This window comes from Larkinella sp. VNQ87, from assembly GCF_049445795.1.
Classification (GTDB): Bacteria; Bacteroidota; Bacteroidia; order Cytophagales; family Spirosomataceae; genus Larkinella.
The window spans coordinates 185,365-199,565 of sequence record NZ_JBMSDT010000003.1; the positions used below are offsets into that span (position 1 = coordinate 185,365).

8 protein-coding genes are annotated in these 14,201 nt (G+C 54.2%); 5 read left to right on the forward strand and 3 right to left on the reverse strand.

Features of this window, described 5'->3' with window-relative positions; genetic code table 11:
- Nucleotides 1-35 precede the first annotated feature (35 nt).
- Together ACO2Q8_RS05910 and ACO2Q8_RS05915 are read right to left on the reverse strand one after the other, a co-directional pair.
- Nucleotides 36-3,083: a SusC/RagA family TonB-linked outer membrane protein gene (locus tag ACO2Q8_RS05910; RefSeq protein WP_423343862.1), complete on the reverse strand. Its 3,048-nt coding sequence runs from the start codon at nt 3,081-3,083 to the stop codon at nt 36-38.
- A 148-nt stretch (nt 3,084-3,231) separates the two neighbouring features.
- The gene (locus ACO2Q8_RS05915) at nt 3,232-5,040 is read right to left on the reverse strand and encodes a serine hydrolase domain-containing protein (RefSeq protein ID WP_423343863.1); all 1,809 of its coding nucleotides are present in this window, start codon (nt 5,038-5,040) and stop codon (nt 3,232-3,234) included.
- A gap of 208 nt (nt 5,041-5,248) precedes the next feature.
- Between ACO2Q8_RS05915 and ACO2Q8_RS05920 the strand changes: the two genes are divergently transcribed.
- The 3 genes from ACO2Q8_RS05920 to rpsG all read left to right on the forward strand — a co-directional run bounded on the left by ACO2Q8_RS05920 (nt 5,249) and on the right by rpsG (nt 6,659).
- Nucleotides 5,249-5,569, forward strand: a complete 321-nt coding sequence (locus tag ACO2Q8_RS05920; protein ID WP_423343864.1) for a DUF3467 domain-containing protein — start codon at nt 5,249-5,251, stop codon at nt 5,567-5,569.
- 121 nt (nt 5,570-5,690) lie between these two features.
- The gene (gene rpsL / locus ACO2Q8_RS05925) at nt 5,691-6,116 is read left to right on the forward strand and encodes a 30S ribosomal protein S12 (protein WP_111626164.1); all 426 of its coding nucleotides are present in this window, start codon (nt 5,691-5,693) and stop codon (nt 6,114-6,116) included.
- 75 nt (nt 6,117-6,191) lie between these two features.
- Nucleotides 6,192-6,659 carry a 30S ribosomal protein S7 gene (gene rpsG, locus ACO2Q8_RS05930; RefSeq protein WP_423343865.1) on the forward strand — a complete coding sequence of 156 codons (468 nt, stop codon included), beginning with the start codon at nt 6,192-6,194 and terminating at the stop codon, nt 6,657-6,659.
- Between the two features lie 54 nt (nt 6,660-6,713).
- Here rpsG and ACO2Q8_RS05935 read toward each other — a convergent pair whose 3' ends face one another.
- Nucleotides 6,714-9,497, reverse strand: a complete 2,784-nt coding sequence (locus ACO2Q8_RS05935) for a triple tyrosine motif-containing protein (protein WP_423343866.1) — start codon at nt 9,495-9,497, stop codon at nt 6,714-6,716.
- A gap of 199 nt (nt 9,498-9,696) precedes the next feature.
- On the opposite strand from ACO2Q8_RS05935, the gene ACO2Q8_RS05940 reads away from it, so the two are divergent.
- Both ACO2Q8_RS05940 and ACO2Q8_RS05945 read left to right on the forward strand, forming a co-directional pair.
- Nucleotides 9,697-12,669 (forward strand): SusC/RagA family TonB-linked outer membrane protein, encoded by a 2,973-nt coding sequence (locus tag ACO2Q8_RS05940; protein ID WP_423343867.1) that lies wholly within the window; start codon nt 9,697-9,699, stop codon nt 12,667-12,669.
- A gap of 19 nt (nt 12,670-12,688) precedes the next feature.
- Complete coding sequence (locus tag ACO2Q8_RS05945) at nt 12,689-14,167, forward strand: RagB/SusD family nutrient uptake outer membrane protein (protein ID WP_423343868.1); 1,479 nt, start codon at nt 12,689-12,691, stop codon at nt 14,165-14,167.
- Nucleotides 14,168-14,201 lie beyond the last annotated feature (34 nt).

A 14,201-nucleotide genomic window follows, 5' to 3' on the forward strand; every position in this document is an offset into this window, starting at 1 on the left:
TAAAAACCGTTCGGATCAAAACCGTGCGAAATCCGCTAAAAGTTGGCGTTGATTCCGAGCGTCAGTGTACGCGGGATAGGTACTTCCACGAAGTCAAAACCCCGCACAGCATTTGACTGACCGGCGGCATTGGTTTCCGGATCATAGCCGCTGTAGTTGTCGATCGACAGCAGGTTCCGGCCTGCGACGCTAAACCGCACGTTGCGAAAGCCCCAGAATTTGGGTGTGACCGTGTAAGCCGCCGACAACTCTCGAAGTTTAACGAACGAGCCGTCTTCAATCCAGTTTTCGAAAATGGCAAACAGGGCCGCACTGGTTCCTTTCGGTACTTCGCCCCGCAACTCGGGTTCGTAGCCTTTCAGACCACCGTACAGGTCGCGGTCGCCGACGCGCCGGGTGAAGTTAAACACGTCGAAATCCTGCATGGCGTCCCACTGCATCCGGAACGACCAGCGCGAACCGACCGACACCTCGTTAATCAGCGAGTAAATGGCGGTCGGGTTTGGGTTGCCAATCACCTTGCTCAAAATGGCTCCGCTCGGTTGCCCGTCGGCCGCCCGTTGAACGGTGTAGGTGCCGTTCGGTCCCTGAACACCCCGCTCCCGTTGCGGCAAACCGCCCGGCGTCAGCAACAGACTACCATCGGGATTGCGGGCGAAGAACGTCGAATAGAAAGCGCCCAACGCATACCCGTTGACAGCCGCTACCTGACCAAAACCGCCTGCGAACGGTAAAACCCCGTTGCCTTCGACGCCATCCGTAACGTTCTTGTTGCGGGTATACGTCGCCGTCAGGTTCCAGCGAAGGTTCTTGGTTTCAACCGGAATGGCGCGGACGAGCACTTCGAAACCCCGGTTGGTCATGGTTCCAATGTTCACAAAGCGGTTGTTGTAGCCACTGCTCGGCGAAAGTGTCCGGTTTAGAATCAAATCCTGTACTTCTTTATGGTAGTAGGTGAATTCAACGCCGATCCGGTTTTGAACCAGGCTGAAATCCGTCCCGATTTCCAGTTCGGTCTGGCGCTCCGGTTTTACGCTGAAGTTGCCCAACTGCGCAGGAGCCGCATAGCCGACCAGTCCCCCAACCGTTACCGGCGTATAGTTTGTAAAGCGGTCGTAGGGGCCGATGGCCGTCAGGTTACCGGCCTGCCCCCAGGCTGCCCGAACTTTAAAGTCGGGCAAAATGGTTGCGAGTGATGAGCCTTGCCAGAACGGTTCTTCCGAAATGACATACGACCCGCTGAGTTTCGGATAAAACTGCCAGCGGTTATCCACACCATACACCGAAGCCGCATCGACCCGACCGGCCGCCGTCACGAAAAACCGGTTGAACAGGCCAAACGTTTGCTGCGCGAAAACCCCGATGAAGCTCCGTTCCGAGCGGTTTTCGGAGGCAACAATGTTAGCTCCATTGTTGATGGTCTGGCCGAACACACCCAATTGCTGGGCCGTGATGCCGGTGGTAAAGCTGCGGTCATATTGCACCGTGGCCCCGACGCCGGTCGTCGATTTCAGCCATTCCGTCGGGCTGGTCTGGTAGCGGATGTTCAAATCGTTGTTGACCTGCAAAACCGTCGCTTCGCTCTTGCGCGAATACCCGGCGTTGTAGGAGGGCGTCGTGTTGTTCGGCGGAATGTAACCGGTAGCCAGTTGCGAATACGTGTCCAGCCCGAACGTAAAGTCGATGCCCAAACCGGGCAAGGGCGTCAGATTCAACTGGGCGTCGCCGATGTAGCGGCTGGTGCGTTGGCGGAAATCGAAGCGGGCGATGGCTTCCAGCGGGTTGGTACGCCGAAGCACCGAAACCGGGGCCGTCGAAGGGTAAACGCCCGTGGCCGGGTCGGGTTGCGGGTTGATGAAGTTGTTGCTGAAAATAAAACCGGTCAAGGCACCGTAGGCTTCGTTGATCCCCCCGTTCGGGATTTCCTGGCTGGTGCTGTAGGTATAGGCCGAACCGATGCTCAGCGTTGCCCATTTGGCCAGCGTTTGCTGAATCCGCATCCGGCTGGACGCCCGGCGGAAATCCGATCCGCGCACGATTCCCTGATTGGCAAACAACGAGCCGGAGAAGAAATATTGCGTCATGGGCGTTCCGCCCGAAACCGACAGGTATTGCTCGTGGCCCGTAGCGGTCCGGAAAATGTCTTTCTGGAGGTCGTAGCGCGTGACGGGCGTCTGCGTGTTGTCGGTTACCGTCGTGTTGGTAAACGTCGCAGGGTGCTCGTTGTACGGCAGCGTTTTCCGAATATCGCTGACCCGAAACTGCGTTGAGAACGTGATGGTCGGGCGGCCTTCCTGGCCACGCTTGGTGAAAATCTGCACCACACCGTTGTTGGCCCGCGACCCGTAAATGGCGGCTGCGGCTGCTCCTTTGATGATTTCGATGCGTTCGATGTCGTTCGGGTTGATATCGACCAAGCGGTTTTGCGAATATCCCCCCAAATCGATCAGTTCCCGGGAGTCATTATTCACAATTACACCGTCCACAATATAAAGCGGATCAGACGAACCAACGATGGTACTTGGTCCCCGGAGCCGGACGCTGATCCCGCCCGCCGGGTTCCCGGAGTTCTGGGTAATCTGCGCGCCGGAAAGCTTCCCGGCCAGTGCCTGATCGATGGAGGTAGCGGCTGAGAGTTGCAGATCTTTGGCCTGAACGGTGGCAATGGTGTTGCCAAGTTGTTTCCGGCTGGTAGCGCCCGACGTTCCGGTCACCACCACTTCGTCGAGTCCCAGGGCGTCGTCGGCCAGGCTGATGTTGGTCGAAACGGTCGTATTCTGCGACAGAGAAACGTTTTGCCGCTGCGTCTGGTACCCAACGGAGCTAAATTGAAGCGTGTACGAACCGGGGGCCAGGTTGGCCGTAAACCGGTACGCGCCGTTTTGGTCAGAAATGCCACCGAAGGTAGTGCCGACCAGCCCCACCGACGCACCGGGCATCGGTTTGGCGTCTGATTTAGTTGTTACGGTGCCCTGAAACGTATACGTGGTCGTTTGGGCCTGAATTTTCCATTGGAGGAAGAGAAAAAAAGCAAGCAGGAGCCAGCGAGAGCGGCTACTGACATCGAATAATTTTGGTTTCATAGAATGTTAATAAAAAAACCTTAAATAACACGAAGGACTAGCGTCCTTTTAGTAAATAAGAAATTTTTACGGATAAATGAAACCCATTTGTGACAAGTGGAACTGAACAGGCGCTGTAAATAGACACGCCCGTTCAAAAAAATCCCGGTTATTTCCCGGAAAGGACAGCTTCGTAAAACCGGTCCAGAATCAGGCCGCGCAGGTTGAAGGTCGGTTTCCCGTAGGTCTTCGAATCATCGGGGTAAACCCGGTTGGTCAAACAGATGTAAACCATGTTATACTGGGGATCGACCCAGACATAGGTGCCCGTGTAGCCGCTGTGCCCAAACGCCCGTGCCGAAGGATACGGTTTGGTGGTCGGCGGGGTGGGGGTTGCCCGGGCAAAACCGTAGCCCCGGCCGCTCGTTTTCGACTGCTCCGAGGTAAACAGTGTAACCGTTGAAGGCTCGAAGTATTTTTGCCCGCCATACGAGCCTTTGTTCAGGTATAGTTGATACAGAATAGCCAGGTCGTTCGCGTTGCCGAACAGGCCCGCGTGGCCCTGAACGCCCCCGGCCATAGCCGCGCCCGGGTCATTGACGTAACCCTGTACCCGCATGCTCCGAAGCCAGTTGTCGTTTTCGGTGGTGGGGACAATTCGGGAGCGCGGAAACCGGTTTCGGGGCAGATAACCCGTAGCCTGCATGCCCAATGGCCGGTAAAATTCATTTAGGACATACTCGTTCAGCTTCTGGTGCGAAGCCGTTTCAACGACTTCCTTCAGCATGTACATACTCACGTCGCTGTAGACATATTTGCCCCGCGTCAAAACCTCAGAGCGCAGCGTAACCGGCCACATAATATCCTCAAAGTAGCTGGCGCGCAGGTAAAAACCGTCGGCTACCGGTGTTGGAAACTGAGCGGAAGAGTCCGTGCTCAAATCGAGCGGTTTTAACTGCTCGTAGAACTTAATGTAGGGGGTATAACCGGCTTCGTGCAGCAGGGCTTCCCGAATCGTAATCGTCGCCTTGTCGGGAATGGAGCGCGTGCGGGCCACATACTTGCTGATCGGATCGGTCAGACTGATTCGCTTCTGGTCGTACAGCCGCATGATGGACGGCGTCGTAGCACTCACTTTTGTAACCGAAGCCAGATCGAATAGGTCATCTGGTTTTGTTCGCTCCTCGTTCGTGTACGTATGGTGTCCGTAGGCTTTGTGAAAAATCACCTGTCCGTCCTTCGCCAGCAGCACCACCGCGCCGGGCGTGATGTGGTCGGTGATGGCGATCTTCATCAACGAATCAATGGAAGTAAGCCGGGTACTTTGAATGTCCACTGCTTCGGGGAGTGAATAGCCCAGCCGGATTTTGGCCGTCGAAAAACCGCTGCCTTGTTTAAAAACCGGGCTAAACGTGGCTGACAGGCGGTTGTTGACGGCTATTCCGCCAAACAGGGCCTGGGCGGCTACCGAAGCGCCCTCGGCCGTGTTAGCCGGATACCAAAGGATGGGCGATCGCAGGGATTCGAGCGCGGCCAGATTTTTTCCATTTCCCGTTATGACAACCGCAACCCGATTGATGGCTTCCTGATCCTTGATGAAGTTCAACAAGCCGGGGCCAAAAGGAGAAGTATCCGAAAGGGTAACGATGACAAAATTGTATAGCTTAAGCTGATCGTGCAGCCGGTTCAGCGTCGAGTCCGCCGGTTTTGGTGGAAGCGAAAAGCTGGTGACCGGATGGTATTTCGACACCAGGCTATCAAAAACCGTCTGCTGCCCGAAAGTAGCATGAACGCTGGCGATCCGCAGGCCGTTGAGGTCACTAATTGGCAGCAATCCGGACGGGTTGGTCAGTAAAACAAGTTGTTTTTCCGCTTCCTGCATGCGACTTAATGAAAACAACGGAGTCTGGGCGAAAGCGGTCGTACTATAGAAGAAGACGAACAATTTCCACCAATACGGTTTCAGACGAAAGGACATAGACGATGAACGGAGTAAAAGGAAAACAAACGGGGTTTTCCGTACAAAAATAGCCAATTGGCAACATGTTTGCGCCGGGTAGGTACCCGGAAAGGAATCTTACCTAAAATTTTCGGACAAACGCCAGATTCTTAGTGGCCGGACTTTTAAACGTGCCCAATTCTGGGGCTTATGCCGTATATTCGTCTTAATTTATAGATCGATCTACATGGAAAACCAATCGCCCGATCAGGAAGGCCAGATCAACGTTGAATTGACGGAAGAAATTGCGGAAGGTATTTACGCCAATCTGGCGATGATTGCCCACTCCAACAGTGAATTTATCATCGATTTTATCCGACTCATGCCCGGTATTCCGAAGGCGAAGGTAAAATCCCGAATTATTTTGACGCCCGAACACGCCAAACGGCTGCTGGCTGCTCTGAAAGATAACATCCGAAAATTTGAGGATGCTTACGGCGATATAAACGGAGCAGACGAGGCATTCCGGTTTCCGACACAGTTTGGCGGACCAATAGGCGAAGCTTAAAACCGTCATGCCCAGCGCACTACTTGAAATAATTTCGGCATCTCTTTGGTTTTCCGTCAGAATTGGCTAATTTTGCACTCCTATTTTTCCAGAGGACTGTAGTAATACCCATTCTGATACAATGCCTACGATACAACAATTAGTACGCAAGGGCCGTGAAAAGCTGACTTTCAAGTCAAAATCGCCGGCGCTGGACTCTTGCCCCCAACGTCGTGGTGTCTGTACGCGCGTGTACACCACCACCCCCAAGAAGCCGAACTCGGCTTTGCGTAAAGTAGCCCGTGTGCGCTTGTCACACGGCAAAGAAGTCAACGCCTACATTCCGGGTGAAGGCCACAACCTGCAGGAACACTCGATCGTCCTGGTCCGCGGTGGCCGGGTGAAAGACCTTCCAGGGGTTCGTTACCACATTGTGCGCGGTGCACTCGATACGGCTGGTGTGAACGGCCGGAAACAAGCCCGTTCGAAATACGGTGCAAAACGTCCGAAACCGGGTCAGGTAGCGGCTCCGACGAAAGGCGGCAAAGGAGGAGGTAAAAAGAAATAAGCAACTCCTTACTAAAAAGCTGAACTGGACGATGCGTGAGGCTTTGTTCAGAGTAAGATTAATCATCTGAAGATCATGAGAAAAGCAAAACCAAAGAAAAGATACGTTCTGCCAGACCCTAAATTTAAGGAGACGCTGGTAACGAAATTCGTGAACAACCTGATGTACGAAGGCAAAAAGAGCCTGTCGTATTCTATCTTCTATGACGCCCTGGCGCTGGTTGAGAAAAAAACCAATGACAACGGGCTGGAAGTATGGAAAAAGGCGTTGAACAACGTAATGCCCTCGGTAGAGGTAAAAAGCCGCCGGGTAGGTGGTGCAACCTTCCAGGTTCCGACGGAAGTGCGTCCTGATCGCAAAGTATCAGTAGGCATGAAATGGCTGATCAAGTATGCCCGTTCGCGTGGTGAAAAAACCATGGTGGATCGGTTGGCTGCGGAAATCATAGCCGCATCAAAAGGTGAAGGCGCTGCCGTCAAGAAGAAGGATGATACCCACCGGATGGCCGAAGCCAACAAGGCGTTCTCGCACTTCCGGTTCTAATCCGAGTAGTCAGTATACTAAAAAGACCTCCCGAACAGGAGGTCTTTTTTTGTGTCAGAATGCCATCATAAACTCATTCAGGTTCGTTTCCGGGTCCAGATTCAGGCGTTTCCGGAGCCGATACCGTTTCAATTCAACCCCGCGTACTGTGATGTTGAGCAACTTGGCTACTTCCTTGCTCGACAGGTTCATGCGCAGATAGGCCGCCAGCCGGAGATCGTCGGGGGTTAAGCCCTGGTATTGACTCAACAGCCGCTTGAAAAATTGCTCGTGGACCTTGTTAAAGTTCTTTTCAAACACCTTCCAGTCGTGCTGGCTGGAGATGTTGGCGTCGATCAGTTTGACGAGCTGGTTGATGTGTCCGGTGGCCTGGTCGACGGTTTGGCGTTGGCGCACTTCGTCTTTCAATTTTTCAACTTCGCCTTTCAGTTTGAGCAGCAAATCGTTCTTATGAATCAGGTTCATCGTCGTGTTGGCGAGTTCTTCGGATTTGCCGATGATGTCCTGTTCGAGTTTTTCTTTTTGCAATTGAACCAGCTGCTGCCGGTGCCGTTCCTGTTCGCGGGCTAGCTTCTCCTCCATTTGCTGGCGAACTTTCAACTGCTGCGCCTGAACTTGCCGCCGGTGAACGAAACCGCTCACCCCAACTAGTGCGCAAGCCAGCAGGAAATAACCCCAGTAAGCCCAGTTGCTCTGGTACCAGGGCGGCAGAATTTCGAAGGAAAGCGAGGTGATGGGCCCGTCGGAAGTAGCCCGGACCTGAAACGTATACGTTCCGGGCAACAGGCTGGTGTATTCCTTTTCCGTCGTTCGGCTGAAGTCCGACCAGGGTTCGTCCAGCCCGAGCAAGCGGTAGCTGAACGAGGATTCCTGCAACGATTCGGGCAGGCTGAACTGAAAAGTCAGGTGGTTTTCTTTCGCACCAAAAACCGGCACAAACGACGTCAGCCCGGCGGCCTTCCGAAACGTGAACGACCGACTATTGCCGGTTGTGCCGATGACAAGCTGTCGAATTAGTGGTTTGCTCACCAATTGCTGGTTACTGAGCATCGCCAGCTCCGACCGGGGCAACAAGGCGTATCCTTTCTCAAAGCAGAGCAGATAAAAGGCGGAATCGAGCGGAACGATGTTCTCATAATCGTCCATCCAGGCAAAGTTGCTGATGGCGAGTTCGGCTTTGAGGCCCTGCGGATTCGTAATCAGTAAATTACCGTCCTGTCGCAAAAAGAGATGCTCATCCTGCCAGCCGGAAAACACCCGCCGGATGGGCCCTGAAACCCGAAAACTGCGTTTTAAGGCTTCTTCGTTCGGGTCGGATGAAACCCAGGTGAGCTGAGTGATTCTTCGCAAATCGGATGACAGCCGAATTTTACCGAATCCATTGTGGGCATGACGAATCCAGACCTCACCGTTCGCATCTTCCCAAACCGCTCGAATCGGTTCCGAAAAACCGGTAATCTGGTGGCTGAAGTGCCATTGCCCGGTGGCATCGCGACGGTAGACGCCCAAACCGGTATACAATCCCTGGATGGCAAAACCGGGCCGGGAGGCTAGAGGGGACAAGTGCCAGCCACCGGATTGATTCGAAACCGGTTGCCAGTCGCCCGCGGGCGTGATGCGGTAGGTTCCGGCATTGTGACCGCAGAGCAATTGCCCATCCAGGACGGCCAGATCCCAGACTTGCCCCTGTGATCCTTCAACCAGATGGTACACTGGGGGAGACGTTTTGGCCGGAAAATCGCACCAGTAAACGCCGTGATTGGTTCCCAAATACAACCGACCGTTGTAGAAAGCCGCATCATACGGCGTTCCCAATTGTCCGCTTGGGTCCGAGAAATACTTGAGCGGATAGGTGAAGGCAATGGCATCGATGCCATCGTCCAATCCGGTCCAGACGTTGCCCTGCCGGTCGGTGGTCAGGGCCAGAACCGTATTGTTTTGCAGACCTTCCCGTTGGGTGAGCGAATACAAAATGGCTCCGGTCGTGTCCGTCACAACCATTCCATTTAAAATTGTTCCAAAAGCGTATCGACCATTCGGCAACGCCAAGCCCTTGTTGCATTGATGCCGTTGCAAAAACCGGCTGGCCGCGTGTTGCAACTGGGTCAATTTGCCCGCCTGATACGTAAATAAACCGTGGTCGCGGGTGCCGATCAGCAAACCGTTACCGGAGGGCAGAATAGTGTGGACAGCCGTTGGGGCCAGTGCTTCTGTGCCAGGCAGGGCTACAAACTGGCCGTTGATAAGTTCATACAAGCCTTTGCCAATCGCCTGGAGGTAATACCGGTTATGCACGGCGTACAGAAAAAGGACGTTTCCCGGCAACCGGATTTCCCGAATCCGGTTGTGCTGATACAGAAAAGCCGTTGAAAAGGACTGAAAGAAAACAAAATCCGGCCCGGTGACGATGTTCCAGACTTCCTCCTTGGGGAAACGCGAATTGGTGATCAGCCCCGTAAGCGAATGATACTGAAGAAGGCCGGTCGGATTGGCTTGCCAGTAGCCAAACTCACCCAAACCGCCGGTAAAAATTAGACCCTTTTGATCTACGGCCACGGCCCGGACGATCTGCCGTTTGGGCAATCGGTACGTCTGCCAGCGTGAACCGTCAAACTCCAGTAATCCTTTCGAATTGGCAACATACACAAAACCGGTAGACGTATCCTGGCTGATCGCCCAGTTCTGGTTATAGGCTTGGTAATTCTGTTTCGAAAAATTGCGAATATAAGGAGTCAGGAAGGTCTGTTGGGATGTGGGTGCAGCAGCACAATTGACTACAACAAGTAACCAGATGCACGAAAAAATTAAGCGACCGGTCCAACGAGAACGATTTAACATGATGGGTGGGACGATGCAATGAAAAATTTTATAAATAACGCAACTAACTGGTTGCCAATTCATAAAATCCTTGATTTTATCTTGAAACTATTTTTTTAGTTAAAATGATGTAGTACTGATGTAGCCTATTTAAACATATTCCGAAGGTCGTCCGTTTATATTTGGGCTGAGAATAAGCAAATAATTTATCCGAAAAATTATGAAGAGGGGTGTACTAATTTTCATGTCGCTATGGCTGGCCACAACGATTGGGTGGGCGCAGCAACGGGTGAGCGGAAGGGTGACCGCTACCGACGGTTCGGCCATCCCGGGTGTGAGTATACAGATTAAGAATACCACACGGGGAACGACGACAGATGTCAATGGACAATACGGTATGGAAGCGAATCAGGGCGATGTGCTGGTGTTTAGCTTCATTGGTATGAAAACCGCCGAACGCACCGTCAGCGGTTCGACGCTGGACGTTCAACTGGAAGAGGATGTGACGACCTTAACGGAAGTAGTGGCCGTAGGTTATGGTGTGCAGCGAAAAGCAGACGTAACCGGCGCTATATCGTCGGTGAAAGCGCAGGATATTGCCAGCCGCCCGGTGGCTGCCGCTACACAGGCCTTGCAGGGAAAAGCCGCCGGGGTGTTGATCACAACCAACCAGGGCTTGCCGGGAGCCGCCCCGAACGTCCGTATTCGCGGAGTTGGTACGGTCGGGAACAGCAATCCGCTGTACGTGGTCGATGGGATGTTTGTCGACGACATCCGGTTTCTGAACCCGTCGGATATTCAAACCATTGACGTATTGAAGGACGCTTCGTCACTGGCGATTTACGGGGTACGGGGGGCCAACGGCGTGGTGCTGATCACGACAAAAGGCGGCAAATCGGGCCGGACAGCGTTCAATTACGAAGGCTTCGGTGGAGTTACGCAACTCAGCAAAAAGCTGGACATGACCAACGCCAGTGAATTTGCCACGCTGGTGAATGAGGTAGCTGTCAGTGAGGGCGGCCAACCGAAGTTCCCGAATCCGGGTTCGCTGGGAGCCGGAACCGACTGGTTCGATTACGTTTTCCGGAACGGTAGTGTGCAAAGTCACCAGATTACGGCTTCGGGCGGAAACGAGCGGGTGACCTTCAACGTCAGCGGAAGCTATTACGACGAAAAAGGCATTGTGGAAAAGTCGGCGTATAACCGTCTGACGTTCCGGGTAAACAACACTTACAAACTGACCGATAACTTCCGGATGGGGAACAACCTGGCCTTCTCGCGTTCGCAGACCAACAACGTTCCGGCGGGGATTGTGCAGACGGCCTACAATGCCGACCCGACGATTACCCCGATCAATGCCAACGGTACCTACGGTTTTTCGAGCGTGAGCACGGTCGCCAACCCGGCGGCTGTGCTGGCCTACCAGACCGACGATATTGCCACCAGCGGACAACTGGTTGGAAACATTTACGGCGAACTGGATTTCCTGAAATCCTTCACGCTCCGCTCCAGTTTCGGGGTCGACCTGGGACTGAACAACAGCAGCGTTTACCTGCCGCAATACCTGGTGTCGGCCAGCCAACGGAACGACCAGAGCAAACTAACGCGCGAGTACGGGTTAAACACAACCTGGTTGTGGGAAAACACCCTAACGTTTAACCGGACGTTCAATAAAATCCACAACATAAACGTATTGCTGGGGGCCACAGCGCAAAACAGCCGGGCGGATGTGTTGCAAGGAATTCGGTTCAACGTGCCGGGATATAACAACAACGTCAAATTCCTGTCGCTGGGAAGCACCGTGGGGGCGCAAACGACTGATAACCCGGACAACCGCAGCTACGAATTCACGTATGCGTCGTACCTGTTCCGGGTCAACTATAGCCTGCTCGACAAGTATTTGCTGACGGTCAGCATCCGGCGCGATGGGTCGTCGCGGTTTCCGACCGAAAGCCGCTGGGCCACGTTCCCGGCCGTTGGCTTAGGCTGGCGGATCATCGACGAGCCATTTATGAAAGACCAGACGCTGTTCAGCAACCTGAAACTGCGGGCGAGCTACGGGAAATTGGGGAACACCAACATTCCAAATTACCTGTATTACTCCCGGATCAGCAGCGGTTTGAACGCCATCTTTGGCTCGGGTCAGACCTTGCAGCAGGGCGCTACGCTCCAAAGCACGAACACCTCGAACCTGCTTTGGGAAACCGTTACCCAAACCGACATCGGGCTGGAAATGGGCTTCCTGGATAACCGTCTGACGGCTGAAATCGACTACTACAACCGGAACACGTCCGACATGATCCTGAACGTCAACATTGGAAATGGTCGGCAGGTGCAGGCCAATGCCGCCAGCGCCTACAACCGGGGCTTCGAATTGACGGCGGGCTGGAACGACACGGCCGGGGATTTGAAATACAGCCTGAATGCCAACCTGACGACGGTGCAAAACGAGGTGACGAACCTGGGCAACGGGGGGATTCCGATCATCGGCGGAAGCCTGGGCAACGGCCGGACGGCCACGCTGACCGACGTAGGCAGACCCATCGGAGCTTTCTTCGGCTACAACATGGTGGGCGTTTTCCAGACGGCCGACGAGGTACGGGGCAGTGCCCAGCCGAACGCCCAGCCCGGCGATTTGCGGTACGAAGACATCAACAACGACGGCGTAATCAACGGTGCCGACCGCGTATTTCTCGGCACGCCGATTCCGAAAGTATTCTGGGGTTTTAACACCAACTTTGCCTACAAAGGCTTCGATCTGGGGGTCGATTTGCAGGGGTCACACGGCAACAAAATCTACAATGGTCGGCGGGCGGTCCGCTTCGGCAACGAAAACTACGAGCGGATTGCCCTTGAACGCTGGACGCCCCAGAACCCGTCGACGACCCAGCCGCGCCTGACCAACGGCGGACAGAACTACGAAGTGTCGAACTACTTCATCGAAAGCGGCTCATTTGTCCGGATTCGGAACATTCAGATTGGCTACACGCTGCCATCGACCTTGCTGCGCTCCATCGGCGTTCGGTCGCTACGGGCCTACGTGAACGCCCTAAACCCGGTGACATTCACGAATTACTCGGGCTTCTCGCCGGAAGTGGGCGGAAATGAAAACAGCACCCTGAGCCGGGGCGTCGACCTGGATGTGGTGCCGGTGTATCGAACGACGACGGTTGGTTTACAAATTGGCTTCTAATTTTTAACGGGCAACCACCATGATTTTCCTATCGAAACCATTTTTAAGAATCGCGCTGGCGGGCTCCCTGTTGCTGGTCGGCCAGTCGTGCAGCGAGGACTTCCTGGATAAAAAACCACAGGGTGAACTGATTACCGAAGATTTTTTCAACAGCCAGGAAGGGGCCGTTCAGGCGACCAACGCTATTTACTGGCAACTCCGTCAGTGGCCGACGCACGTGTTTGCTTTCCTGGCCGTGTCGAGTATGACCTCGGATGATGCCGACAAAGGCAGCGAACCGGGCGATGCAGTTTTCCTGAGCGAATTTGATCAGTTTACCGTTACGCCCACCAACGGCGGTTTGAATGATTTCTGGAGCGGGCAATACCTCGGAATCGCCAAGGCCAATCAGGTCATCGAGCGGGTTCCGGCCATCACGATGGACGAAACGCTAAAAGCCCGGCTGATCGGCGAAGCTAAAATGCTGCGGGCGTATTTCTACTTCAACCTGGTGCGGACGTTTGGCGGGGTGCCCCTGATCACGCAGTTGCAGGACGACAATGCACCGGCCGTAGCGCGTTCCAGTGCACAGGAAATCTATCAGCAGATTGAAAAAGACCTGAACGACGCCATTGCCGTGTTGCCCGAAAAATCGCAGTACCCGGCTACCGAACTCGGACGGGCTACGAAAGGCGCGGCCAAAGGCTGGCTGGCAAAAGTGTCGATGTACCAGGGCAAATGGAACGACGTGCTCCGGCTGACGAACGAAATCATGCAGTCGGGCCAATACGATCTGAAAACGCCGTATGAGGTAATATTTACCGAAGCTGGTGAAAATACGTCCGAGTCGCTGTTCGAGGTGCAGAATGCGGCATTGCCCCAGGGCGGTGGCGGCTCGCAGTACGCGGAGGTGCAGAGCGTGCGGGGTCAATTCGGCTGGGGTTTTAATGTGCCGTCCGAAGATTTAGTCAAAGCTTACGAACCAGGTGATCCGCGCAAGGATGCCACGATTATCGAGCGGGGCGAAACCATGCCCGATGGCGTCGTCATCATTCAGAATGCCGTCAACCCGTATTATAACCAGAAAGCCTACGTAGCCCAGAACGAAACCCGGTCGCCGAACGGTCTGGGCGATTCGAACAAGAACATCCGCTTGCTGCGCTACGCCGACATCGTGCTGATGAACGCCGAAGCGGCCAACGAACTGAACCAATCGCAACAGGCCGTTACGTCGCTGAATGCGGTCCGGGCGCGGGCGCGGGGCAACCAGACCGGTATTCTGCCGAACGTGACGTTCACGAACAAGGAACAACTGAAAAACGCCATTTGGCGGGAACGCCGGGTGGAACTGGCAATGGAACACGACCGGTTTTGGGATCTGGTTCGCCAGGGACGTGCCGGGACTGTTTTGAGGGCGGTCGGCAAGCAGTTTGTTACCGGGAAAAATGAGGTGATGCCGATTCCGCAACCCCAGATCGACGCCAGCGGGGGCGTGCTGACGCAGAATCCGGGGTACTAATCCAATTAATTCAAATCAACTTAAATGAGTGTAA

Coding starts and splice junctions, on each gene's coding strand:
- ACO2Q8_RS05910 (WP_423343862.1), bottom strand. CDS start 3,083: ATGAAACCAAAATTATTCGATGTCAGTAGCCGCTCTCGCTGGCTCCTG.
- ACO2Q8_RS05915 (WP_423343863.1), bottom strand. CDS start 5,040: ATGTCCTTTCGTCTGAAACCGTATTGGTGGAAATTGTTCGTCTTCTTC.
- ACO2Q8_RS05920 (WP_423343864.1), top strand. CDS start 5,249: ATGGAAAACCAATCGCCCGATCAGGAAGGCCAGATCAACGTTGAATTG.
- rpsL (WP_111626164.1), top strand. CDS start 5,691: ATGCCTACGATACAACAATTAGTACGCAAGGGCCGTGAAAAGCTGACT.
- rpsG (WP_423343865.1), top strand. CDS start 6,192: ATGAGAAAAGCAAAACCAAAGAAAAGATACGTTCTGCCAGACCCTAAA.
- ACO2Q8_RS05935 (WP_423343866.1), bottom strand. CDS start 9,497: ATGTTAAATCGTTCTCGTTGGACCGGTCGCTTAATTTTTTCGTGCATC.
- ACO2Q8_RS05940 (WP_423343867.1), top strand. CDS start 9,697: ATGAAGAGGGGTGTACTAATTTTCATGTCGCTATGGCTGGCCACAACG.
- ACO2Q8_RS05945 (WP_423343868.1), top strand. CDS start 12,689: ATGATTTTCCTATCGAAACCATTTTTAAGAATCGCGCTGGCGGGCTCC.